Source organism: Streptomyces sp. MB09-02B (assembly GCF_033794485.1).
In the GTDB taxonomy this organism is placed as follows: Bacteria; Actinomycetota; Actinomycetes; order Streptomycetales; family Streptomycetaceae; genus Streptomyces.
The window spans coordinates 1-23,482 of record NZ_JARGEE010000105.1; the positions used below are offsets into that span (position 1 = coordinate 1).

Below are 23,482 nucleotides of genomic sequence, written 5' to 3' on the forward strand. Positions count from 1 at the left end.
GACAAAGCAGCGTGCCAAGCGCCGCCCCCGAGGGGGTGCCCGTTTCGCCGGGGCGGTGGAGGCCGAGGAGGCTCCGCCCGTGGCCGCGCCGAGCGGGGGCCGCAAGGGGCGGGCTCCTCGGGGCGCCCGGTACGCCGGGGTCGCGGAGCCGGCCGAGGCGGTGGCACCGAAGCAATCGCAGGCGCGACAGGCACTGGACGACGAGGCGCGGCAGGAGATCGCCGGGACCGTGCAGCGCCTGGTGCGGTTGCGCCGGGAGGGCCGCAGCGGGGAGGCGCACGCCCTCCTCGTGGAGGTCGCGCACTGGTCCGCGGCCCGTTTCCCGCTGCTCGCGGCCGAGTTGCACCGCGCGGGACTGGACGCCGACTGGGCGACCCTGCTGTGGGAGGCCGGGTCGTTGCCGGCCGACCGGCTGGTCGCGGTCGCGGACGCCCTGAACGCGGTCGGTCGCGCCTCGGACGGGGAGCAGATGCTGCGGCAGGGTGTCACGCGGCCCGCCGAGGAGATCGGCGCGGCGGTGCTCGGGTTCGTCGCGGAGGGGCGTGAACGGGAGGCGCGTGCGCTGCTCGACGTGTACGTGCGCGTCCGTACGCCGGAGGAGGCGGCGCGCAGTGCGGAGGCCCATCCTCGGCGGCTCGCGCCCCTCGTCCTGGCGGCGGCGCGCGGCGTCTCGAAGGAGCGCCACCGAGACGTGGCCCACGCCCTGCGCGTCCAGGGCATCACCTGATTCCGCCCGCCCGGGGCTTTCACGCAGACCCCAACCGACACCTCCGACCCACCCGCTCCGCCCGGCCGCGGCCAGACCCCGCGGTCGGCGGTATGAGCCGGTGCGAGGAGCGAAACGCAGGCGTAATCACCCACTGGAGTGCGAAACGTGATCGACTCGGCCGGTTGACGACGATGGTCTTGCCCAGCCCGTCGACGGGGCTTAGTTTCAAGCCTCTACGGCCTGCTTCTACGGGCGTAGAGGCTCGCTGAGGTCCCTGTCGAAGGAGCACCTGACATGGCCAACGTCGTACGCGCCGCCCTGGTCCAGGCGACCTGGACCGGAGACACCGCGTCCATGGTCGACAAGCACATCGAGCACGCCCGCGAGGCGGCCCGGCAGGGTGCGAAGGTGATCGGCTTCCAGGAAGTCTTCAACGCGCCCTACTTCTGCCAGGTCCAGGAACCGGAGCACTACGCCTGGGCGGAACCCGTGCCCGACGGCCCCACCGTGACCCGGATGCGGGAGCTGGCCCGCGAGACCGGCATGGTGATCGTCGTCCCGGTCTTCGAGGTCGAGCAGTCCGGCTTCTACTACAACACCGCGGCCGTCATCGATGCCGACGGCACCTACCTCGGCAAGTACCGCAAGCACCACATTCCCCAGGTCAAGGGGTTCTGGGAGAAGTACTACTTCAAGCCCGGGAACCTCGGCTGGCCGGTCTTCGAGACGGCTGTCGGCAAGGTCGGCGTCTACATCTGCTACGACCGCCACTTCCCGGAGGGCTGGCGCCAACTCGGTCTGAACGGCGCCCAGCTCGTCTACAACCCGTCCGCCACGCACCGGGGTCTGTCCTCCCACCTGTGGCAGCTGGAGCAGCCGGCGGCGGCCGTCGCCAACGAGTACTTCGTCGCCGCGATCAACCGGGTGGGCGTCGAGGAGTACGGGGACAACGACTTCTACGGCACGTCCTACTTCGTCGACCCCCGCGGTCAGTTCGTCGGCGAGGTCGCCAGCGACCAGGACGAGGAACTCGTCGTACGGGACCTGGACTTCGACCTGGTCGAGGCGGTACGTCAGCAGTGGGCTTTCTACCGGGACCGCCGACCCGACGCGTACGAAGGGCTCGTGCAGCCGTGATCGCCCGGGAAGGACTCGTACAGCCCTGACGTGGGCACGTACAGGCGTGACACCCGCAGAACCCGTACAGCAGTGAAAGGAGTGGTGCAGCCGTGACCGACGAACTGCTCGGACGCCACAAGGCCGTACTGCCCGACTGGCTCGCGCTCTACTACGCGGACCCGCTGGAGATCACCCACGGCGAGGGCCGGCACGTCTGGGACGCCGCCGGCACCAAGTACCTCGACTTCTTCGGTGGCATCCTGACCACGATGACGGCGCACGCGCTGCCCGAGGTCACCAAGGCGGTGAGCGAGCAGGCCGGGCGGATCATCCACTCCTCGACGCTCTACCTCAACCGACCGATGGTCGAACTCGCCGAGCGGATCGCGCAGATGTCCGGCATCCCGGACGCGCGGGTCTTCTTCACCACCTCCGGCACCGAGGCCAACGACACCGCGCTGATGCTGGCCACGACGTACCGCCGCAGCAACCAGATCATGGCGATGCGCAACAGCTACCACGGCCGCTCCTTCAGCGCGGTCGGCATCACCGGCAACAAGGGCTGGTCCCCGACCTCGCTGTCCCCGCTGCAGACGCTGTACGTGCACGGCGGGGTCCGCGCCCGGGGCCCGTACGCGGACCTCAGTGACGCCGACTTCATCACCGCCTGCGTCGCCGACCTGGAGGACCTGCTCGGCCACGGCCGTCCGCCGGCGGCGCTGATCGCCGAGCCGATCCAGGGGGTCGGCGGCTTCACCTCCCCGCCCGACGGGCTGTACGCCGCGTTCCGCGAGGTGCTGCAGCGGCACGGCGTGCTGTGGATCGCCGACGAGGTGCAGACCGGCTGGGGCCGCACCGGCGACAACTTCTGGGGCTGGCAGGCGCACGGCCAGAACGGGCCGCCGGACATCCTCACCTTCGCCAAGGGCATCGGCAACGGTATGTCCATCGGCGGTGTCGTCGCCCGGTCCGAGGTCATGAACTGCCTCGACAGCAACTCGATCTCGACCTTCGGCGGCACCCAGATCACCATGGCCGCCGGCCTCGCCAACCTGAACTACCTGGTCGAGCACGACCTCCAGGGCAACGCACGCCGCGTCGGCGGGCTCCTCATCGAGCGGCTGCGGGCGATCACCGCGCAGATCCCGGAGGTGAAGGAGGTGCGGGGGCGGGGCCTCATGATCGGCATCGAGCTGGTGAAGCCCGGCACCGACGAGGCCAACCCCGAGGCGGCCTCGGCGGTCCTCGAAGCCGCCCGCCGGGAGGGCCTGCTGATCGGCAAGGGCGGCGGCCACAACACGAGCGCGCTGCGCATCGCGCCCCCGCTGTCGCTGACCGTCGCCGAGGCCGAGGAGGGCGCCGAAGCCCTCGAACGGGCTCTGAGGAGTATCCAGTAGCACCAGAGGAACAGATCTGAGGAACACCGCCATGACCACCACCTCGGCCACCGCTCCGGAACCCGCCCTGTCGGTACGCCAGGTCCTCGCCCTGGACCGGGTCCTCGCCGGGGAGCCCGAGGTGGTGGCCGGGGCCGGTCAGCTCGACCGGCCCGTGCGCTGGGTGCACGTGGCCGAGGCGCCCGACGTCGGCGTGATGCTCAGCGGCGGCGAGATGGTCCTCACCACCGGTGTGCTGCTCGCCGGCGACGAGGAGGCACAGGCCGAGTACATCCGCTCGCTGTACCGGGCCGAGGCCGCCGCGGTGGTCCTCGGTCTCGGCCGCGCCTTCCCGGCACCGCCCGACGTGATGCGCCGGGCGGCGGAGCGGTGCGGTCTGCCCATGGTCGTGCTGCACCGGCCGTTCCCCTTCGCCGACCTGACCGAGGAGGTCCAGTCCCGGCTCGTACGGCGGAAGTTCGCGGCCGTGAGCCTGTCCGAGGCAGTCCGCACCGCCCTGACCGGGCTCATCACCGCAGGCGCCCCGCTGCAACGGCTGCTCGACGAGATCGCCCAGCACGCGGGCTGTCCGCTCGTCGTCACCAACCTCGCCCACCGTGTCCTCGCCACGGCGGGGGAGCGGTCGGCGGTCGACGACGTGCTGCGCGACTGGGAGCGCATCTCCCGCCAGGCGGGCGGCAACCAGGGCGACGGCTGGGTCCGGGCCGAACTGGGCGGGCGCGGGGAACGCTGGGGCCAGATCGTGCTGTGCGGCTACCGGGGCGACATCGCCACCGGCCGGCTGCTCGCCGACCGGGCCGCCGAGGCGCTCGTCCTGCACCGCATGCTCGGGGGCGCGGCGCACAGTTGGGAGGAGCAGTCCGCGCAGAGCCTCCTGACGGACCTCGTCTCCGGCGTCGTACCGGCCCGTCAACTGCTGCCGAGGGCGCGGGCGGCAGGGCTGCCCGTCAACCGCCGTACCTTCGTTCCGCTCGTCGTACGCGACGGTGATCCCGCCCAACTCGACCGTGTCCTGCGGATGTTGGGGCTGCCAGGGCTGGTCGCCGAACTGGCGGAGGGGGCCACCGCCGTGCTTCTCAGCCTGGCCCGGGACCAGGACGCGACCGCGCTCACCGCGCACTTCGCTACCCGGCTGCGGTCCGAGTCGGGGGTGGGCCGGACGGTCGTGGCCGCCGCCGAGGCGCGTACCACGTGGGAGGACGTGCCCGGCGGACTGCGGGAGGCACGGCACGTGGCGGACGCCGTCGCCCAGTCCGCCGCGACCGGTCTCGACCTCCCCGTCGTCGTACGCCTCCGCGACGTCCATCTGCGCGGCCTGGTCCGGCTGCTGCGCGACGATCCCCACGTCCAGGCCTTCGCCGAGCGGGAGTTGGACGGGCTGCTGTGCGGTGACGGGCACGCCGAACAGGATCTGCTGCCCGTCCTGCGGACCTATCTGGCGACCGGCCGCAACAAGTCGCACACCGCCCAGCTGCACCACGTCAGCAGGCCCGCGCTGTACCGGCGGCTGGAGGCCATAGAGGCCCGCCTCGGGGTGGACCTCGACGACTTCGAACAGGCCGCCTCCGTCCACATCGCCCTCCTCGCCCACGACGCGCAACAGGGCTGAAACATGCCGGGACCTGCGAAAACGGCGGTGAAACATGCGCCCGCGAAGAGGTGACACGGTGGAACGGAGAACGCCCGCAGACGTGACACCGTGCAACTCAAACCCGATCTCCGGGCTTCCTACGCTCGCTGCACACCGAGTGACCGGAGGTCCCGATGAGCAGAGTCATCCGCGCAGCCATCTTCCAGACGGCCTGGACCGGCGACAAGGAGTCGATGATCCAGGTCCACGAGCAGGCGGCTCGCGACGCGGCCGCTCAGGGCGCGCAGGTCATGTGCTTCCAGGAGCTGTTCTACGGGCCCTACTTCTGCCAGGTCCAGGACAAGGCGTTCTACGAGTACGCGGAGGCCGTCCCCGACGGCCCGATCGTCAAGCGCTTCCAGGCGCTCGCCAAGGAACTCGGCCTCGTCCTCGTGCTGCCGATGTACGAGGAGGAGCAGCCGGGCGTCCTCTACAACACCGCCGCCGTGATCGACGCGGACGGCAAGTACCTCGGCAAGTACCGCAAGCACCACATCCCCCAAGTCCCGGGGTTCTGGGAGAAGTTCTACTTCCGTCCCGGCAACGTCGGCTGGCCCGTCTTCGACACCGCCGTGGGACGGATCGGCGTCTACATCTGCTACGACCGGCACTTCCCGGAGGGCTGGCGTGCGCTGGGACTCGGCGGCGCCGAGATCGTCTTCAACCCCTCCGCCACCTCGCGCGGCCTGTCCCGCTATCTCTGGCAGCTGGAGCAGCCCGCGTCGGCCGTCGCCAACGAGTACTTCATCGGCGCCATCAACCGGGTCGGCGTCGAGGAACTCGGCGACAACGACTTCTACGGCACCTCCTACTTCGTGGACCCCGAGGCCCAGTTCGTCGGCGAGGTGGCCAGCGACAAGGAGACCGAACTCGTCGTCCGCGACCTGGACCTGGCCAAGCTCCGCGAGGTCCGCGACCGCTGGCAGTTCTTCCGCGACCGCCGCCCGGACGCGTACGGCCCCTTGACGGCGCCGTAAGCAACGAGGTCCAACACCCCCGCGCCCTGAAGGGGCGCGGGGCAGCACCTGATATGCGGCCCCGCCGCGTGGGCGCGACCAGCCCTCCACGACCCGCACTCGACCACAACCGAACGGAGCGTGACCCAATGAGCGGCCGTACCGTAATCCGCGGCGGTCTCGTCATCACAGCCTCAGACGAGTTGCACGCAGACGTCCTGATCGAGGACGGCCGTGTAGCCGCTCTCGCGGCGAGTGGCACCACCGCCGCGGAGGCCTGGACCGCCGAGCACACCATCGACGCCACGGGGAAGTTCGTCATCCCCGGCGGCGTGGACGCCCACACCCACATGGAACTCCCCTTCGGCGGCACCTTCGCCTCCGACACCTTCGAGACCGGCACCCGCGCCGCCGCCTGGGGCGGAACGACGACGATCGTCGACTTCGCCGTGCAGAGCGTCGGCCACACCCTCCGCGAGGGCCTCGACGCCTGGCACGCCAAGGCGGAGGGCAACTGCGCGATCGACTACGGCTTCCACATGATCGTCTCCGACGTGAACCAGGACACGCTCAAGGAGATGGACCTGCTGGTGCAGGAGGGCGTCACCTCCTTCAAGCAGTTCATGGCCTACCCGGGCGTCTTCTACAGCGACGACGGCCAGATCCTGCGCGCCATGCAGCGCTCCGCCGAGAACGGCGGCCTGATCATGATGCACGCGGAGAACGGCATCGCGATCGACGTCCTGGTCGAACAGGCCCTGGCGCGTGGCGAGACGGACCCCCGCTACCACGGTGAGGTCCGCAAGGCCCTGCTCGAAGCCGAGGCCACCCACCGCGCCATCAAGCTCGCCCAGGTCGCCGGCGCCCCTCTGTACGTCGTGCACGTCTCGGCCATGGAGGCAGTGGCCGAGCTGGCACGCGCGCGTGACGAGGGGCTCCCGGTCTTCGGCGAGACGTGCCCGCAGTACCTGTTCCTCTCCACCGACAACCTCGCCGAGCCGGACTTCGAGGGCTCCAAGTACGTGTGCAGCACGCCCCTGAGGCCGCGCGAACACCAGGCCAAGCTGTGGCAGGGGCTGCGCACCAACGACCTCCAGGTGGTCTCCACCGACCACTGCCCCTTCTGCTTCGTCGGCCAGAAGGAGCTCGGCCGCGGCGACTTCTCCAAGATCCCCAACGGCCTCCCGGGTGTCGAGAACCGCATGGACCTGCTCCATCAGGCGGTCGTCGACGGGCACATCTCACGCCGCCGCTGGATCGAGATCGCCTGCGCGACCCCGGCCCGGATGTTCGGCATGTACCCGAAGAAGGGCACCATCGCGCCGGGCGCGGACGCCGACATCGTGATCTACGACCCGCACGCCGAGCAGGTCATGTCCGTGGAGACGCACCACATGAACGTCGACTACTCGGCGTACGAGGGCAAGCGCACCACCGGCCGGGTCGAGACGGTCCTCTCGCGCGGCGTCCCCGTCATCACCGAGCGGGAGTACACCGGGCACGCGGGGCACGGTGTCTACACCCCCCGCTCCACCTGCCAGTACCTCAACTAGGAGCGGAGTACATGGACTTCGGACTCGTCCTGCAGACCGACCCACCGGCCTCGCGCGTCGTCGAGCTGATGAAGCGCGCCGAGGACAACGGCTTCACCCACGGTTGGACCTTCGACTCCGCCGTGCTGTGGCAGGAGCCGTTCGTCATCTACAGCCAGATCCTGTCCAGCACGACAAAATTGACGGTCGGCCCGATGGTCACCAACCCGGGCACCCGCACCTGGGAGGTCACCGCCTCGACCTTCGCCACCCTCAACGACATGTTCGGCAACCGCACGGTCTGCGGCATCGGCCGCGGCGACTCGGCGATGCGCGTGGCGGGCCGCAAGCCCAACACGCTGGCCCGGATCAGCGAGGCGATGAAGGTCATCCGGTCGCTGGGCAGCGGGGGAGAGGCCGACCTCGGCGGCACGGTGATCAGCTTCCCGTGGATCAAGGAGGGCGCCGAACTCCCGGTCTGGATGGCCGCGTACGGCCCCAAGGCCCTGAAGATGACCGGTGAGGAGGCCGACGGCTTCATCCTCCAGCTCTCCGACCTCTACCTCACCGAGTACATGGTCAAGGCGGTCAAGGACGCGGCCGTCGCCGCCGGGCGCGACCCGTCCGAGGTGAAGATCTGCGTGGCCGCGCCCGCGTACGTCACCGAGGACGACTCGCCCGAGGCGCTGGCCCACGGGCGGGAGCAGTGCCGCTGGTTCGGCGGGATGGTCGGCAACCATGTCGCCGACCTGGTGTCCAAGTACGGCGAGCACTCCGCGGCCGTACCGGAGGAGCTGACGGACTACATCAAGGCGCGCGAGGGGTACGACTACTCCCACCACGGGCGCGCCGACAACCCCGACACCCAGTTCGTGCCCGACGAGATCGTGGACCGCTTCTGCGTCATCGGCACCCCCGCCATGCACATCGAGAAGCTGAACGCGCTGCGGGCGCTCGGCGTCGACCAGTTCGCCGTCTACGACATGCACGACGCGCAGGAGAGGGTGATCGACGTGTACGGCTCGACGGTCATCCCGGCGGTCAGCGGCTGACCCGGCTTCCCGGAACGGCTCGCCGACTGCAAGAATCCGGCCACACCGCTAAACCGGAATAAGCCGATCCGATCTCAGTCACCCGAAGTCCTCCAGTCCCCTCCAGTCCCCTCCAGTCCCCTTGAGACCCCCCACACCTTGTCTCCTGCCCTTCCGCCGTCCCGGAAGGGCAGGGCCCAAGGCCTCCGCACGGCCTTTCTTCCCGTCCCGCCTCCCCTGATTGGCCTGCCCATGACCGACATAGCTTCCTCGGGGTCGTCGACCGCCCAGACCGCCGACCCGTCCGGCCGGATCGAGCTGGCGCCCGGGGCCTTTCCCGCCGAAAGCCCCTTCGCCAACGAGGACCTGCGCCCCGTACCCGTCTCCGAGCGCAAGTGGACGACGTACAACTTCGCGGCGCTGTGGATCTCCATGGCCCACTGCATCCCCAGCTGGACCCTGGCCTCCGGCCTGGTCGCCCTCGGCATGGACTGGAAGCAGGCCGTCTTCACCATCGCCCTGGCCAACGTCATCGTGCTGCTGCCGATGCTGGCCACCGGGCACGCCGGACCCAAGTACGGCATCCCCTTCCCGGTGCTGGCCCGCGCCTCCTTCGGTCTGCGGGGCGCCAACATCCCGGCGATGATCCGGGCGGCCGTGGCCTGCGGCTGGTTCGGCATCCAGACCTGGATCGGCGGCTCCGGCATATTCGCGCTCGGCTCCAAGCTCACCGGCGGTGAGTGGGAGAGCGCGGGGAAGATCGCGGGCAACCCCTGGCCGCTGTGGCTCTGCTTCATCCTCTTCTGGGCGTTGCAGATAGCGATCATCTACCGCGGCATGGACTTCCTGCGGCACTTCGAGAACTGGGCCGCCCCGTTCGTGATCGTCGGCGCGCTCGTGCTCCTGGCCTGGATCGCGGTCAAGGCCGACGGCTTCGGCGCACTCCTCGACCAGCCCTCCAAGCTCGGCTGGGGCCCCGACTTCTGGCCGGTCTTCTTCCCCTCGTTGATGGGAATGATCGGCTTCTGGGCCACTTTGTCCCTGAACATCCCTGACTTCACCCGCTTCGGCGCCAGCCAGAAGGCGCAGACCTGGGGCCAGTCCCTCGGCCTGCCCACCACGATGACGCTCTTCGCGATCCTCGCCGTGCTGGTGACCTCCGGCTCCGAGGTCGTCTACGGCGAGGCCATCTGGGACCCGGTCACGCTGGCCGCCAAGGCCGACAACGTCTTCGGGCTCCTCTTCGCCCTGATCACCGTGCTGGTCGCCACCATCTCCGTGAACATCGCCGCGAACGTGGTCTCACCGGCGTACGACCTCGCGAACCTCGCCCCGAAGCTCATCAACTTCCGTACGGGCGCGCTCATCACGGGGGTCGTCGGGGTCCTGATCTTCCCGTGGAAGCTGATCTCCACGCCCGAGTTCTACATCTTCACCTGGCTCGGCGTGGTCGGCGGTCTGCTCGGCACCGTCGCCGGCATCCTCATCGCCGACTACTGGATCGTCCGCCGTACCGTCCTGCACCTGGCGGACCTGTACACGCCGGGCGGGCGCTACTGGTACTCCTCCGGCTGGAACTGGCGGGCGATAGCGGCCTTCGTGGTCGGCGGTGTGCTCGCGGTCGGCGGGTCGTACTCGACCGTCTCGGAGGACGGTGTCTCCTCGGGGCCGTTCCCGCACGACGGCCTGATCCCGTTCCTCAAGCCGCTCGCCGACTACGGCTGGGCGGTGGGCCTGGGCGCGTCGATGCTGCTGTACGTGGTGCTGATGGCCGGCGAGCGGGAGAAGGTCCGGGCCGAGAAGGAGCGGTCGACCGTCTGACCGGCCCGTGACCGGGCGGCGGCCCTGCGGAGGACGCCCTACTGGGAGTTCTCCAGCACGGCCGCCGCCTCCTTCGCGGCCTTGATGGCGCCCTTGTTGATCACGTCCGTGCCGGGCGCCTTCTGCGACTCGAAGTCGCTGCCGTTGTAGGTGACGACCACCAGGGCGTTGGACAGCCGGACGTACACCACACCCTCACGGGTCTGCTGCTTGTCCTCCGTGGTGAGGTTCACCACGGAGTAGGCCTCGTCACCGAGACCGGGCACGGCGCCGCCGCCACTCTTCTCCGTGGTGCGCGTTTTGTAGGCGCTTTCGGCCTTGTCGTCCGATTGCTGGATCTCGTACGAGACGTCCAGCCAGCGGTAGTCGAAGCCCTTGAGGGCGTTCCACGAGCAGGTGCGGCGCACGGACTCGTTGGTCGACGCGATCTCCTTGCCGGCCGTCTTCGCGCCAGGGACAAGCGATGTGACCGTTTTCTCCGTGACGGCGGAGCAGGGTGAGGGCGCCTTCTCGTACGTCTTGGTCACCGTCGCCGTGGACGGCGCGGACTCGTCGGTCGAGACGGGCCCCGACGCCGTGTCCTGCGCGGAGTCCTCCCCGGCCGGGCTCGCGGACAGCGGACCGGACGACAACGCCCAGCCCGCGACGGCGAGTACGGCGACCGGCATCAGTCGCGCGGTGAGGGCGAGCGGCAGAGGGAGATCACGCACAGCGCACTTCTCGGGGTCGAGGCGGCGGTACCGCCGGGCGGTGGGGTACGCCAGTGTCACACGACTGCCTGTGGGACGAAAGTGCGAACTCGCTCCGTGCATAGTCGGTGACTGCGTCTCACGCGCGCGCCGGTGACTGCGTCTCGCGCGCGCCGGTCACGGCGTCCCGCGCGGAGTCACGGCTTCCGCGCCCGCGTCCGTGTCAGGATCGGACCATGATCCCGATACGCGGCCGTACGGCCTCCCGCGCGCTCGTGGTGGCGGCGCTGATTGTCGCCGCCGGCGGCTGCGGACTCTCCCAGGAACTCGACCGCGAGCGCGACCCGGACCGTGCCGGGCCCTCTGCCGCGGCCTCGTCGGCAGGGACGGAAGCCCCCGGAGGGCTGGGACACTCGGAGCCGCCCGAGGCGGCGGAGGCCGAGTTGGGAGCGGATCGGACGGGGGACGCCTCGCCCGACGCGACGGCCGCCTGCCCGGCCTCCGGGGTGCGCATGCTGCCCGGCCTCGTGGACGCGGCGATGGGGCTGCGGGCGATGGGCGTGACCCTCACCAACTGCGGCGAGAAGACGTACACCGTCAAGGGCTACCCCTCGATACAGGTGCTCGACGCGGACGGCGAGCCCTACGACGACGTACGTGTCCTCCAGGGCCCCCAGGACGTCACCACGGCCGTGCCCGACCTCGGTCCGCACCAAGTCGCCCTGAAACCGGGCGAGTCGGCCGAGACCGTACTGGTCTGGCGCAACACGGTCACCGAGGTGGACGTACCGGCCGTGAACGCCCCCACTCTGCGTATCGCCCCGCTCCCCGGCCGGCCCGCCGAAGTCCTCACCCCCGACGGCGGTCTCGACCTCGGCAACACGGGCCGCCTCGGCACGACGGCATGGACGAAGTTCGCCCCGGACTTCTGACGCGCCGGGTGTTAACCGGTTGCACGTCCTCCACGGTGATCAGCACCCTGGAGCCATGAGCCGGTCACCGTACGACACCGCGTCCCAACTCCCCTCCCTGCCCGAGGAGATCCTCGCCTATTACGAGCGCGGAGGGGAGCTCACCCGACTCAGGGAGGGCGCCGGTCGACTGGAGTTCTGGCGCACCCAGGACCTCCTCCGCCGGCTGCTGCCCGGGGCTCCCGCGCGTGTGCTCGACGTCGGCGGAGGCACCGGGATCCACGCCGAGTGGCTGGCCGAGGACGGGTACGGGGTCGAGGTCGTCGACCCCGTGCCGATGCACGTGGAGCGGTCCGGGCGGCTGCCCGGGGTCACCGCCCGGCTCGGCGACGCCCGTGCGCTGCCCGTCGAGGACGCCGCGTACGACGTCGTGCTGTTCCTCGGACCGCTCTACCACCTGCCCGAACGCCCGGACCGGGTGAAGGCGTTGGCCGAGGCCCTGCGCGTGGTACGGCCGGGTGGCGTGGTGGTCGCGGCCACGATCAACCGTTTCGCGGGGCTCAACGACACCCTCATGCAAGGGAACTACTTCATCCCGGAGCGCCGGGAGCGCACCGACGCCGTGTCGGGCCACGGCAGGCACCGGTACTCGTCGGCGGACCCCCATTTCACCACCGCCTACTTCGCCGATCCCGCCGAGGTGCCGGGCGAGTTCGCCGAGGCCGGGCTCGCCCTCGAGGGGCAGTACGGCGTCGAGGGCGTCGCCTGGCTGATGGGCGGGGTGGAGGAGTGGCTGGACGACCCGGAGCGCCGGGCGGCCGTGCTGGCCGCGACCCGGCGCATCGAGTCGGAGCCGACGCTGCTGGGGGCGAGCGGACATGTGCTGACGGTGGGGCGGAGGCCGGGAGAAGAGCTGGAGGGCGGCCGCGGCTGAGACGCGGGGCACTGCGCGCTGCGTACGATCACCGAACGCCCGTCCGTCGTCCACAGACCAACTGCAGCGCGGTGGATCCAGGTTCAGGCCCCCACCCGGCCCGTGTCGTACGCCCACATCGCGATCTCGACCCTGTTTCGGGCGCCGATTTTGGTCAGCAGGCTGGCGACGTGGGTCTTGGCGGTCGTCAAGCCGATGAACAGCTCGGCGGCGATCTCGGCGTTCGTGCGGCCACGGGCGACCAGGATCAGCACCTCCTCCTCGCGTTCGGTGAGCGGCTCGATCGGTTGGGTCCGTCGGCTCGACGGTTCCCTGGCGGCGAGGGTGGCCAGCAGCCGCCGGGTGATGTTCGGCGCGATCAGGGCATCGCCGACGGCGGCGGCATGGACGGCCTGGACGAGCAGCGCCGGCCCGGCGTCCTTGAGTAGAAAACCCCGGGCCCCGGCCCGGAGCGCGCCCTGGACGTACTCGTCGAGGTCGAATGTCGTGATCACCACGACCGCGATCGGGTCCGGGACGCCCCGCCCTGCGAGGAGCTTGGTCACCTCGATGCCGTCGAGCCCAGGCATCTGGATGTCGACCAGGCACACGTCGGGGCGGAGCCGATGCGCCAGCTCGACAGCGGCGTGGCCGTCGGCGGCCTGGCCGACGACCTCGATGTCGGGCTGCGCGTCAAGGATCATCGACAGGCCGGTGCGCACCAGATCTTGGTCGTCGGCCACCACCACGCGTACCGTCACAGCCGTACCCTCGTCGGCATCTCGGCGTCGACCGTCCACCCGCCCTCGGGCGCCGGCCCGGCACGCAGCGTGCCGCCGAGCAGTTGCACGCGCTCCGTCATCCCGAGCAGCCCGAAGCCGTGGTTCACCGACCGTGCCGGGTCGATCTGTCCGTCGTCGCTCACGCGTAGCCGCAGCCTTCCCGAGCCCTCCACGACCCGGATCTCCACACGCGAGGCGTTGCGGGCGTGCCGCAGGGCGTTGGTCAGCGCCTCTTGCGCCAGCCGGAAGACCGCCGCGTCGACCTGGGGCGGAAGTTCGTCCACGTCATCCGGCACCTCTACGTCGACGACCGGAACCGGGGCGCGTCGGGCGAGGGACACCAGGTCGGCGACGCCGGGCTGGGGGGCGTACTCCGCCGGCGCTCCGTCGCGCAGCACCCGGACCATCGCCCGCATCTCCGCGAGCGTCCGCGACGCTTCCCCTTCGATGACCACCAGCGCGTCGAGCGCCGCTTCGGGTCGCTGCCCGGCCATCGCCCGGCCCGCCTGCGCCTGCACAGCGATCGCCGAGACGTGGTGGGCGACGATGTCGTGCAGCTCGCGCGCGAGGCCGACCCGCTCCTGGCTGCGGCTCTGGTCCAACGCCCGGCGCCAGCTCTCGGCGCGGTAGCGGAACGCCGCTCCGTTTGCCGCCGCCGCCAGCACGGCGAACACGCCGATGACGTCGGTCGGCCCGGTGTAGTCGGCGACCGTACCGATTCCCGCAGCGACCGCCACCACCACCAGCCCGATCGCGATCTCGCGCCCTGAGCCCCAGCGGACCAGCGCGTAGACGAGCACCAGGATGTAGATCATCGTGTCGAGGCCCACGCTCGGGGCCCCGCCCAGCAGGCTCGCCAGTCCCAACGCCATCGCGGTGCCGAAGGCCACCACGACACAGGCCAGCGGGTGGGTACGCCGCCACAACAGCAGCGGCGCAAGTCCGACCGCCACGATCGTCGCGAACGGCCGCCAGGGGACATCGTCCCGGAGGACTCCTTCGAGCAGCGCCGTCACCATCAACACCCCGACCAGCGCCCAGTCGCGCGACACCCGGTCGGGAGCGTCCGCGGCGCGGGGCTCGGCCCACAGCGGGCTCAGGGCATTGGTGGTCACACACCCAGCCTAGGGGCCACCGAGGCGTCCGGGACCGACCGAAAGAACGAGACGCCGCTCCTCTCAACGGCCGAGGCGGGTCCGGCCTCGACGCCGATGTGCCCGCCGCCGGGCTCGACGATCGTGGGCCTACCAGTCCTCACCACAACAACGGAGCCTACGATGAGAACGCGTCAACCCACCACGACCGCACTGGAAAACCAGCGGATCCCGGTGAGAGCCAAGCTCGCCGCAGCGTGGACAAGCTTCATGTTCCTGTACGTCTACGTGGACGTTCTCGCTTTCTTCAAGCCCGGCGTCATCGATGACATCCAGGTCGGCGTCGTCTGGGAGTTCAACATCAGCCAGACGTTGTTGACCGTCTTCCTCGTGCTCATGGCGATCCCGATCCTCATGATCGTGCTGTCGACGGCGCTGCCCGCCCGGGCGAACCGCATCACGAACCTCGTCGTGGCGTCGGTACAGGTCCCCTTCGCGGCATTCAACGCGGTGGGCGAGTCCTGGACGTACTTCTACGGCCTCGGCGTCGCACTGGAAGTGATCGTTCTCGCCCTCATCCTGTGGTACGCCTGGACCTGGCCCCGCACCACACCGGCGGCGACCATGGCGACCAGCTCGGACCGTGAAACCGTTCGCGCCCAGCAGCAAGCGTGAGCCCAGACCCTGCCGGCAGGTCGGATCATCGGATGCGCCCACAGGCCACCGCATCGTCGACACCGACCTCAGGCGCGGCAACCTCGTCGTCCGTCGTCCGTGGACGGTCCCGGGACCCGGTTCGTGCTGTTCCTCAGCGGCTGCCCCCTGCGCCCTGTTGCAGCCCGCCTGCACGGCCGGGATCTTCCGCCGCTGCAAGGAACTCGGGCTGCACACGGCCTTGGACACCTCCGGCTTCCTCGGCGCCCGCGCGACCGACGAACTGCTCGCCGACACCGACCTGGCGGATCGCTCCGCCTGCCTCCATGCGGCTCACCCCACGCCCAGTCAGCCTTTCCTCCCACGCACCTGGTCGTGGCGCCCCAGGAAGCGGAAGGCGCCGTCGGTGACCTGGTACAGGAAGTTCATGTTCGCCGCCTCCAGGAAGTGGCTGCTCCCCTCGACGAACCGGATCCGCTTGGCCACCCCGTCATGGGTGGTGCGGAAGAGGCGTTCGGCGACCTCGCCGGGTTCGAATTCCGCGTCCGTGCCGAGCGAGTCCATGGCGCGGGCGATCAGACCGACGGCGTCGTAAGCCTCCGCGACCCAGCGGCCGGGGGGCTCGTCGTAGCGCTCGCGGTGGGCGGCGGTGAACGCCTTGGCGGCCTTGGTGCCGACCCGAACACATCGCTCGGGCTGCCCAACCGCTGGGCCCGCGCCTGCTCGGGGGAGAGGAACCCCGGCGTGCCCACCACCATGTCGTCCGTGGTCAGCTCCGTCGCCTCGGCGGCCGTGGGCCGTGCGATGCCGAAGTCGATCAGCTGGGGTCCGTCGAGGGCGAGCAGGATGTCGCCGGGTTTGACGTCGCGGTGCACCAGGCCCGCGTCGTGCACCGCGGCCAGGGCCTGGGCCAGCATCTTGCCCAGCACCCGCACCGCTCGCACCGACAGCGGCCCGCACGCCGCGACCGCCTCCGCCAGCGACGGCCCCGGCACGAACGCCGTCGCCAGCCACGGCGCCCCGGCCTCCGCGTCGGCGCCCAGCACCGGTACCACCCAGGCACTGTCGACCCGTCCGGCGGAGGCCGCCTCGCGGCGGAACCGGGCCCGAAACTCCGGCTGTTCGGCGAACTCGGGCTGGATCACCTTCACGGCGGCCAGTTCGCCGGCCGCGGTGCGGGCCAGGTAGACCACGCCCATGCCGCCCGCGCCCAGCCGCCCCAGCAGCCGGTGCCCGCACAGGCGCGACGGATCGGACGGAACAAGCCGCTCCATCAGGCACCCCCCGCCGTGCCGGAGGGCGGCGAGTCATCCCACCCGATGAGCAGCGGGTCGACGATCGCGACGCTGGGCGTGAGAGCGTAGTCGGCGAGCGGGTACTTCTTGCCCGTCGCCGGGTCGGAGATGACGGCGAAGGGGTGCACGTCGACTCCGCGAGCGCAGCAGTTTCGGGCCTCAGCAGCCCGTCGGGAAAGAGGGGGCAACGGCTCTGCCTGGAGGAGATGGCCTCGGGCTCATTCTCCCCGGACGCTCCCCACGGCCCGTTCTGGGCCGACCGACACACGTAAACACCGAGGTCAGATATGGAATTCACGACGCGTCCCACCCTGAAAGGCACTTTCGGCATGGTGTCCTCGACGCACTGGCTCGCCTCGCAGTCGGCGATGGCGGTCCTGGAGGACGGGGGCAACGCCTTCGACGCGGCCGTGGCGGCGGGCTTCGTCCTGCACGTCGTCGAACCGCACCTCAACGGCCCGGCGGGCGAGGTGCCGATCCTCCTCGCCCCGGCCGGCGGCGAGGTCCGGGTGCTGAGCGGACAAGGCGTCGCACCGGCCGGGGCGTCCGCCGCGCACTACCGGGGACTCGGTCTGGAACTCGTCCCCGGCACCGGCCCCTTGGCCGCCGCCGTGCCGGGAGCGTTCGACGCGTGGATGCTCCTCCTGCGCGACCACGGCACCAAGGACCTGGCCGACGTCCTGAAGTACGCCATCGGGTACGCGGAGGACGGACACCCACCCGTGGAGAACATGGCGGCGACCGTCGAGTCCGTGCGGGACCTCTTCGAGAAGGAGTGGCTGTCGTCGGCGGAGGTGTACCTGCCGGACGGGCGGGCGCCCCGGCCCGGCGAACTGTTCCGCAACCCCGCCCTGGCCGCCACCTGGCGGCGGCTGCTCGCCGAGGTCGAGGGGGCCGGGGACCGGGAGGCCCGGATCGAGGCGGCACGCGCGGTGTGGCGTTCCGGCTTCGTCGCCGAGGCCCTCGTCCGCCAGGCCGGCCGGCCCACCCTCGACACCAGCGGCGAGCGGCACACCGGCACGCTCACCCTGGCCGACCTGGCGGCCTGGTCCGCGACCTACGAGGCCCCGGCCACGTACGACTGGAACGGCTGGACCCTGTGCAAGGCCGGCCCCTGGAGCCAGGGCCCCGTCCTCCTCCAGCAACTCGCCCTGCTGCCGGACGAACTGCCCCCGTACGGGTCCGCCGCGTACGTGCACCTCCTCGTCGAGGGCTGCAAGCTCGCCATGGCGGACCGGGAGGCCTGGTACGGGGACGCAGCGCCGGTGCCGCTCGCCGAGCTGCTGTCCGACGAGTACAACGCCGCGCGGCGGGCGCTCGTCGGCGAGACGGCGTCGTACGACCTGCTGCCGGGCGCTCCGGGCGGCCGTACCCCGCGACTGAGCGCGCACGCGCGCGTGGTGGCCACGGACGGACCGGGCTTCAGCGCGCTCGGCGCCGGCGAGCCCACGGTCGCCAAGGGCCTCGGGGGAGGGGGCGAGCCCACCGTGGCGAAGAGCCCCCGGTCGCCGGTGCCGGGGGAGCCGGAGGTCGCGGCGGACGGCGGCACCCGGGGCGACACCTGCCACCTCGACGTCGTCGACCGCTGGGGCAACATGGTCGCCGCCACGCCCAGCGGCGGCTGGCTGCAGTCCAACCCGGTGGTGCCCGAGCTGGGCTTCCCGCTCGGCACCCGACTGCAGATGGCCTGGCTGGACGAGGGCCTGCCCAACACCCTCGCGCCGGGCCGTCGCCCGCGCACCACGCTCACCCCGTCGCTCGCGCTGCGCGACGGGGTGCCCGTCATGGCGTTCGGCACGCCCGGCGGCGACCAGCAGGACCAGTGGCAGCTGCACTTCTTCCTCGCCGTCGCCCTCCGTCCGCACGTGCGTGGCGGCCTCGACCTCCAGGGCGCGATCGACGCGCCCAACTGGCACAACGACAGCTTCCCCGGCTCCTTCTACCCGCGCGGTATGCGCCCGGGCAGCGTCACCGTCGAGTCCCGGACGCCCCCGCACGTCGTCGAGGAACTGCGCCGGCGCGGCCATGACGTCGTCGTCGGCGAGGACTGGTCCGAGGGCCGGCTGTGCGCGGTCGCACGCGACCCGGAGAACGGCGTGCTGTCGGCGGCGGCGAACCCGCGCGGCATGCAGGGGTACGCCGTCGGGCGCTGAGCCGCGGCGGACCCTCCGCTTCCGACAGACCCGGGCAGCCCCGGGAATTCACGTCGATTCCATGACGAATACACCGAACGGGTGGGGATTGTCAGTGCCACGTGCTGTCATGGAGGCATGATCGAAGACAACGAAACCATCGACGAGTTTCTCGCCCGGCACACCTCGGACGTCGAGGAAGCGATCCGCAAGGCCGCCGCCACGGAGATCATGCCGCGCTTCCGGCAGCTCGCCGCGCACGAGGTCGACCAGAAGAGCGGCCCGCACGACCTGGTGACCGACGCCGACCGCAAGGCCGAGTTGTACCTCACGGAGGCGCTCCCCGCGCTGCTGCCCGGGTCGGTCGTGGTCGGCGAGGAGGCGGTGCACGCCAACCCCGCGTCGTACGACGCGCTCCAGGGGCAGGCGCCGGTCTGGATCGTCGACCCGGTCGACGGCACCAGGCAGTTCGTGCGCGGTGAGCCCGGCTTCTGCACCCTCGTCGCCCTCGCCCAGGGCGGGGTCCTGCTCGCCTCCTGGACGTACGCACCCGCCCTCGACCGGCTCGCCGTGGCCATCCGCGGCCAGGGGGCCACGCTCGACGGCGAGCCCCTGCGCGCCGGGTCGCCCGACCCCGGCCGCGACCTCGACATAGCCACCTCACACCCGGACTACACCACGGAGGAGCAGAAGCGGGCCCTGCTCGGCCTCTGGACCGACGGCGTCTCCCCGCGTGCCTGTGGCTCGGCCGGGCTGGAGTATCTCGCCATCGCCAGGGGTCACTTGGACGCGGTCGCCTTCAGCTGGGAAGCGGCCTGGGACCACGCGGCCGGCCTTCTCCTGGTCGAGGAGGCGGGCGGCGCCCACCTCACCCTGACCGGCGAGCCCTTCCGCATCACGGGCGGCAACACCCTGCCGTTCACCACGGCCCGCGACGCGGCCACGGCCCGCCGGGTGGCGGGGCTGCTGGCGGGCGGGGTCTGAGCGGAGAGGGAGCGCGGCAGGCAGGAGCCGAGGGCGCGTGCCGCCGTACGCACGGGCCGCGCGGGCGGGTCTTCCGCCGGGCCGGGAGCGCGCGGCACCAGGCGGTCCGGGTGGCTTCGGCGTCATGTGGCCCAGCGCAGGTGACGCCCAGGTGGCCGGGGCGAGCGGTGCACCCACGCCGTCCCGGGGCGAGCGGCGCCCACCCGGCCGTGGGTTCCGACTTGTCCGGCGCGGGCCACCCGTGACCGGCGTCGTCGGTGCCGCGGCATATCCTGAGCGCAGGTTTTGCCGTCGGCGGGAGCCAGTCGGCACGGCCTGGTGGTCATCGGCCGACGACGAAGGGGTCCGGACGTGCCGTCGATGCTCGACGCGGTGGTGGTGGGGGCGGGGCCGAACGGCCTGACGGCCGCCGTGGAGCTGGCCCGCCGCGGCTTCTCCGTGGCCCTGTTCGAGGCGAAGGACACCGTGGGAGGGGGCGCCCGCACCGCGGAGCTGACCCTGCCCGGCTTCCACCACGACCCCTGCTCGGCCGCCCACCCGCTCGGCGTCAACTCGCCCGCGTTCAGGGCGATGCCGCTCCACCGCTACGGCCTGGAGTGGCTGCACGCCGACCTCCCGATGGCGCACCCCTTCCTCGACGGCTCGGCGGCCGTGCTGTCGCGCTCGGTGGGGGAGACGTCCGCCTCGTTCGGGCCGCGCGACGCGGGCGCGTACCGCAGGCTGGTCGAGCCCTTCCTGCCCAAGTGGGACACGCTCGCCCGGGACTTCATGTCGCTGCCGCTGTCCGCGCTGCCCCGCGATCCGGTCGGTCTCGCCCGCTTCGGTCTCGCCGGCCTGCCGCCCTCGACCTGGCTGATGCGCCGCTTCAAGGACGAGAAAGCACAGGCGCTGTTCGCCGGACTGGTCGCCCATGTCATCGCCCCGCTCAACGGCCTCGCCACCGGCGCCGTCGGCCTGGTCTTCGCCCTGGCCGCGCACGCCGCCGGCTGGCCCGTCGCCCGGGGAGGATCGCAGGCCATCTCCGACGCGCTCGCCGCCTACCTGAAGGACCTCGGCGGCACCATTCACACCGACTACGAGGTCAAGCGCCTCGACGACCTGCCGCCGGCCCGCGCCTACGTCTTCGACACCTCGCCCACCGCCCTGGCGCGGATCGCGGGCTTCGGCGGCCACTACGCCGCCTACCGCTACGGCGCGAGCGTCTTCAAGCTCGACTACGCGCTGGACGGCCCCGTGCCGTGGACCGCCGAGGAGGCGCGCGGCGCGGGCACCGTCCAGGTCGGGGCGAGCAGGGCCGAGATCGGCGCGGCGCTCGACGCGGCCTCCCGGCAGGGCCGCGCGCCCGACCGACCCTTCCTGATCACCGTGCAGCCCAGCCTGGTGGACCCCGGCCGAGCCCCGGAGGGCAAGCACGTCTTCTGGGCGTACGGCCATGTCCCGAACGGCTGGACGGGCGACCTGACGGACGCCGTCGAGCGCCAACTGGAGCGTTTCGCACCGGGGTTCCGCGACCGCGTCCTCGCCCGCGCCACCGCCGGCCCGCCCGAACTCGCCGCGCACAACGCGAACTACGTGGGCGGCGACATCGCCTGCGGCGCCGCCTCCGGCCTCCAACTGCTGCTGCGCCCCAAGCTCTCCCTCCGCCCGTACGGGACCCCGCACCCGGCCGTGTTCATCTGCTCCTCCGCGACCCCGCCGGGACCCGGGGTGCACGGAATGTCGGGCCACAACGCGGCCAAGGCGGTCTGGCGAAAACTGCGGCAGGAAGCCTGAGTTCACCGGCTCGTCAGCAACATCACGGACAGCATCACGGACAACATCACCGACAGCATCACGGGCGACATCACGGGCAACATCACGAAGTGACAAAGGTCTTCACCCTTTCTCCATGTGAATGTTCAAGTCGCGTGGGTAAGTTGCCGCCATGAAAGATCGGAGAGCGGTACCGGGCTCCGGCTCCCGGCCTGCCGTGCGCCTCGCCGACCTCGCACAACTCGTCCGTGCCCCGGCCGCGTTGAGCGTCCCGGGCGATGTGCTCGCGGGTGCCGCCGCCGCAGGGCACCCGCTGGGCGTGCGGACGGTCGGAGTGATGTGTTCGTCCGTCTGCCTCTACTGGGCCGGCATGGCCCTCAACGACTACGCCGACGCCACGATCGACGCGGTCGAGCGCCCCGAGCGCCCCGTCCCGTCCGGCCGTGTCCCGCGCCGCACCGCCCTCGCCGTCGCGGGCGCCCTGACCGCCGGGGGCCTCGCGCTCGCCGCCGCCTCGGGGGGCCGTCGCGGCCTGATGGGAGCGGTCCCGCTGGCCGCCGCCGTCTGGGCGTACGACCTGAAGCTGAAGTCCACCCCGGCCGGCCCGGCAGCCATGGCCTCCGCACGCGCCCTCGACGTCCTCGCGGGGGCGCTCGCAGCCGGGCCCGGACCGGACCGCGCTACCGGGACCGGTGCCGCCCTGCTGCGCGGCGCCGTCCCCGCCGCTCTCGTCGGTGCCCACACCTACACCCTGACCGCCCTCAGCCGCCACGAGATCTCGGGCGCCCCCGCCCGGCTGCCGGCCGCGACCCTCGCCGCCTCCACGACCACCGCCCTCGCCACGGCAGTCCCGGCCGTCCGCACGGCCGTCGCCTGGCGTGCCGGGCGGCTGCACGGCCGGTCGGGCACCAGGGCCGCCGTCCGGGCCGGCGTGGTGGCCGCGGGCGCCCTCGCCTATCTCGGCAGCTACGGAACGGCCCAGGCCCGCGCCGTACGGGAACCGTCGGGCGAGAACGTACGGCGGGCCGTCGGCGCCGGGATCCTCGGGCTGATGCCCCTGCAGGCGGCGTTGACGGCACATGGCGGAGCCACGGCAGCGGCGGCCGCCCTCGGCCTCGTACACCCCCTCGCGCGGCGGCTCGCCCGGCGCGTTTCCCCCACCTGAGCAGCACGGACCTCCGCAGGAGGAGAGCCGGAATGACCCCGCCCCCCACCCCCCTCAGATTCGGCTACGGCACCAACGGCTTCACCAACCACCGGCTGGCCGACGTCCTTGCGGTCCTCGCCGACCTCGGCTACGACGGCGTCGCCCTCACCCTCGACCACGTCCACCTCGACCCGTACGCGGACGACCTGCCCCGGCGGGTGGCCGCGACCGCCCGGGACCTGGCCCGGCACGGACTGGACGTCACCGTGGAGACCGGCGCCCCCTACCTCCTCGACCCCTGGGGAAAGCACCACCCGACCCTCATGGCGGACGGGTCCGAACGCAGGGTCGACCTGCTGCGCCGGGCCGTACGCATCGCCGCCGACCTCGGCTCGCCCACCGTCCACCTGTGCAGCGGCCCCGCGCCGGACGACGGGCTGCCGGAACGGGACGCGTGGAAACGGCTCGCGGTGGGCGTCGAGACCGTCCTGGAGACGGCGGAGGAGTACGGCGTCTCGCTGGCCTTCGAACCCGAGCCGTACATGTTCGTCGACACCGTGGAGCGGTGCCTCGAACTCGCCGAACTGGTCGGCGGGCACGAGCTGTTCGGGATCACCCTCGACATCGGGCACGCGCACTGCGTGGAGGACCGGACCGTGCTGGAGTGCGTCCGCCTCGCCGCCCCCCGACTGCTGAACGTGCAGATCGAGGACATGCGGCGGGGCGTCCACCAACATCTCGAACTCGGCACCGGTGAGATCGACTTCCCGCCCGTGCTCGCCGCCCTCCAGGACCTCGACCACCGCGGCCTGGTCTCCGTGGAGATCCAGGGCGGCTCCCTCGACGCCCCCGAAGTGGCCCGCCGCTCGCTCGACTTCCTGCGCGCGGCGACGGCCTGACCCGACCCCTCCGGCCGACGACCCATCCCCGACAC

General features: G+C 71.6%; 19 protein-coding genes and 4 pseudogenes. 17 read left to right on the top strand and 6 right to left on the bottom strand.

Going from position 1 to position 23,482, the window contains the following annotated elements; all coding sequences use genetic code 11:
• The 8 genes and pseudogenes from P1P70_RS17140 to P1P70_RS17175 all read left to right on the top strand — a co-directional run.
• Positions 1–727, top strand: a pseudogene (locus P1P70_RS17140) (hypothetical protein); the annotation flags it as partial.
• A gap of 276 nt (positions 728–1,003) precedes the next feature.
• A complete protein-coding gene (locus P1P70_RS17145; RefSeq protein WP_319238185.1) occupies positions 1,004–1,846 on the top strand; it encodes a nitrilase-related carbon-nitrogen hydrolase in 843 nt (280 codons plus the stop codon).
• Positions 1,847–1,938: 92 nt separating this feature from the next.
• Complete coding sequence (locus P1P70_RS17150; protein ID WP_319238187.1) at positions 1,939–3,225, top strand: aspartate aminotransferase family protein; 1,287 nt, start codon at positions 1,939–1,941, stop codon at positions 3,223–3,225.
• A gap of 31 nt (positions 3,226–3,256) precedes the next feature.
• A complete protein-coding gene (locus tag P1P70_RS17155; RefSeq protein ID WP_319238191.1) occupies positions 3,257–4,834 on the top strand; it encodes a PucR family transcriptional regulator in 1,578 nt (525 codons plus the stop codon).
• Between the two features lie 155 nt (positions 4,835–4,989).
• Positions 4,990–5,832, top strand: a complete 843-nt coding sequence (locus tag P1P70_RS17160) for a nitrilase-related carbon-nitrogen hydrolase (RefSeq protein WP_319238193.1) — start codon at positions 4,990–4,992, stop codon at positions 5,830–5,832.
• A gap of 128 nt (positions 5,833–5,960) precedes the next feature.
• Positions 5,961–7,364 carry a dihydropyrimidinase gene (gene hydA, locus P1P70_RS17165; protein WP_319238195.1) on the top strand — a complete coding sequence of 468 codons (1,404 nt, stop codon included), beginning with the start codon at positions 5,961–5,963 and terminating at the stop codon, positions 7,362–7,364.
• Positions 7,365–7,375: 11 nt separating this feature from the next.
• Positions 7,376–8,395 carry a TIGR03842 family LLM class F420-dependent oxidoreductase gene (locus P1P70_RS17170; protein ID WP_319238197.1) on the top strand — a complete coding sequence of 340 codons (1,020 nt, stop codon included), beginning with the start codon at positions 7,376–7,378 and terminating at the stop codon, positions 8,393–8,395.
• Positions 8,396–8,626: 231 nt separating this feature from the next.
• Complete coding sequence (locus P1P70_RS17175) at positions 8,627–10,195, top strand: NCS1 family nucleobase:cation symporter-1 (RefSeq protein ID WP_319238199.1); 1,569 nt, start codon at positions 8,627–8,629, stop codon at positions 10,193–10,195.
• 38 nt (positions 10,196–10,233) lie between these two features.
• Here P1P70_RS17175 and P1P70_RS17180 read toward each other — a convergent pair whose 3' ends face one another.
• A complete protein-coding gene (locus P1P70_RS17180) occupies positions 10,234–10,905 on the bottom strand; it encodes a hypothetical protein (RefSeq protein WP_319238202.1) in 672 nt (223 codons plus the stop codon).
• A 215-nt stretch (positions 10,906–11,120) separates the two neighbouring features.
• On the opposite strand from P1P70_RS17180, the gene P1P70_RS17185 reads away from it, so the two are divergent.
• On the top strand, positions 11,121–11,816 hold the full coding sequence (locus tag P1P70_RS17185; RefSeq protein WP_319238203.1) for a DUF4232 domain-containing protein: 696 nt from the start codon (positions 11,121–11,123) through the stop codon (positions 11,814–11,816).
• A 55-nt stretch (positions 11,817–11,871) separates the two neighbouring features.
• Complete coding sequence (locus tag P1P70_RS17190) at positions 11,872–12,729, top strand: class I SAM-dependent methyltransferase (RefSeq protein ID WP_319238205.1); 858 nt, start codon at positions 11,872–11,874, stop codon at positions 12,727–12,729.
• Positions 12,730–12,812: 83 nt separating this feature from the next.
• Here P1P70_RS17190 and P1P70_RS17195 read toward each other — a convergent pair whose 3' ends face one another.
• Positions 12,813–13,469 carry a response regulator transcription factor gene (locus P1P70_RS17195; RefSeq protein WP_319238207.1) on the bottom strand — a complete coding sequence of 219 codons (657 nt, stop codon included), beginning with the start codon at positions 13,467–13,469 and terminating at the stop codon, positions 12,813–12,815.
• The gene (locus P1P70_RS17200) at positions 13,466–14,605 is read right to left on the bottom strand and encodes a sensor histidine kinase (protein ID WP_319238209.1); all 1,140 of its coding nucleotides are present in this window, start codon (positions 14,603–14,605) and stop codon (positions 13,466–13,468) included. The genes P1P70_RS17195 and P1P70_RS17200 overlap by 4 nt, the downstream gene beginning before the upstream one ends.
• A gap of 162 nt (positions 14,606–14,767) precedes the next feature.
• On the opposite strand from P1P70_RS17200, the gene P1P70_RS17205 reads away from it, so the two are divergent.
• Both P1P70_RS17205 and P1P70_RS17210 read left to right on the top strand, forming a co-directional pair.
• Entirely contained in the window at positions 14,768–15,259 is a 492-nt protein-coding gene (locus tag P1P70_RS17205) for a DUF6326 family protein (RefSeq protein ID WP_319238211.1), read from the top strand.
• 99 nt (positions 15,260–15,358) lie between these two features.
• Positions 15,359–15,542: pseudogene (locus P1P70_RS17210) on the top strand (pyruvate formate-lyase 1-activating enzyme); the annotation flags it as partial.
• A 44-nt stretch (positions 15,543–15,586) separates the two neighbouring features.
• Here the strand turns inward: P1P70_RS17210 and P1P70_RS17215 are convergent.
• From P1P70_RS17215 to P1P70_RS45795, 3 genes and pseudogenes are all read right to left on the bottom strand, one after another.
• Positions 15,587–15,802: a hypothetical protein gene (locus tag P1P70_RS17215; RefSeq protein ID WP_319238226.1), complete on the bottom strand. Its 216-nt coding sequence runs from the start codon at positions 15,800–15,802 to the stop codon at positions 15,587–15,589.
• 116 nt (positions 15,803–15,918) lie between these two features.
• Positions 15,919–16,512 (bottom strand): annotated as a pseudogene (locus P1P70_RS17220) (serine/threonine-protein kinase); the annotation flags it as partial.
• 47 nt (positions 16,513–16,559) lie between these two features.
• Positions 16,560–16,670: pseudogene (locus P1P70_RS45795) on the bottom strand (iron-containing alcohol dehydrogenase); the annotation flags it as partial.
• Between the two features lie 150 nt (positions 16,671–16,820).
• Between P1P70_RS45795 and P1P70_RS17230 the strand changes: the two are divergent.
• The 5 genes from P1P70_RS17230 (at position 16,821) to P1P70_RS17250 (ending at position 23,447) form a co-directional block, all read left to right on the top strand.
• The gene (locus P1P70_RS17230; protein ID WP_319238216.1) at positions 16,821–18,686 is read left to right on the top strand and encodes a gamma-glutamyltransferase family protein; all 1,866 of its coding nucleotides are present in this window, start codon (positions 16,821–16,823) and stop codon (positions 18,684–18,686) included.
• A gap of 117 nt (positions 18,687–18,803) precedes the next feature.
• Positions 18,804–19,649, top strand: a complete 846-nt coding sequence (locus P1P70_RS17235; RefSeq protein WP_319238218.1) for an inositol monophosphatase family protein — start codon at positions 18,804–18,806, stop codon at positions 19,647–19,649.
• A gap of 360 nt (positions 19,650–20,009) precedes the next feature.
• On the top strand, positions 20,010–21,422 hold the full coding sequence (locus P1P70_RS17240) for an NAD(P)/FAD-dependent oxidoreductase (protein ID WP_319238224.1): 1,413 nt from the start codon (positions 20,010–20,012) through the stop codon (positions 21,420–21,422).
• Between the two features lie 151 nt (positions 21,423–21,573).
• Positions 21,574–22,566: an SCO3242 family prenyltransferase gene (locus P1P70_RS17245; RefSeq protein WP_319238220.1), complete on the top strand. Its 993-nt coding sequence runs from the start codon at positions 21,574–21,576 to the stop codon at positions 22,564–22,566.
• Positions 22,567–22,598: 32 nt separating this feature from the next.
• Positions 22,599–23,447: a sugar phosphate isomerase/epimerase family protein gene (locus P1P70_RS17250; protein WP_319238222.1), complete on the top strand. Its 849-nt coding sequence runs from the start codon at positions 22,599–22,601 to the stop codon at positions 23,445–23,447.
• Positions 23,448–23,482: the final 35 nt, after the last annotated feature.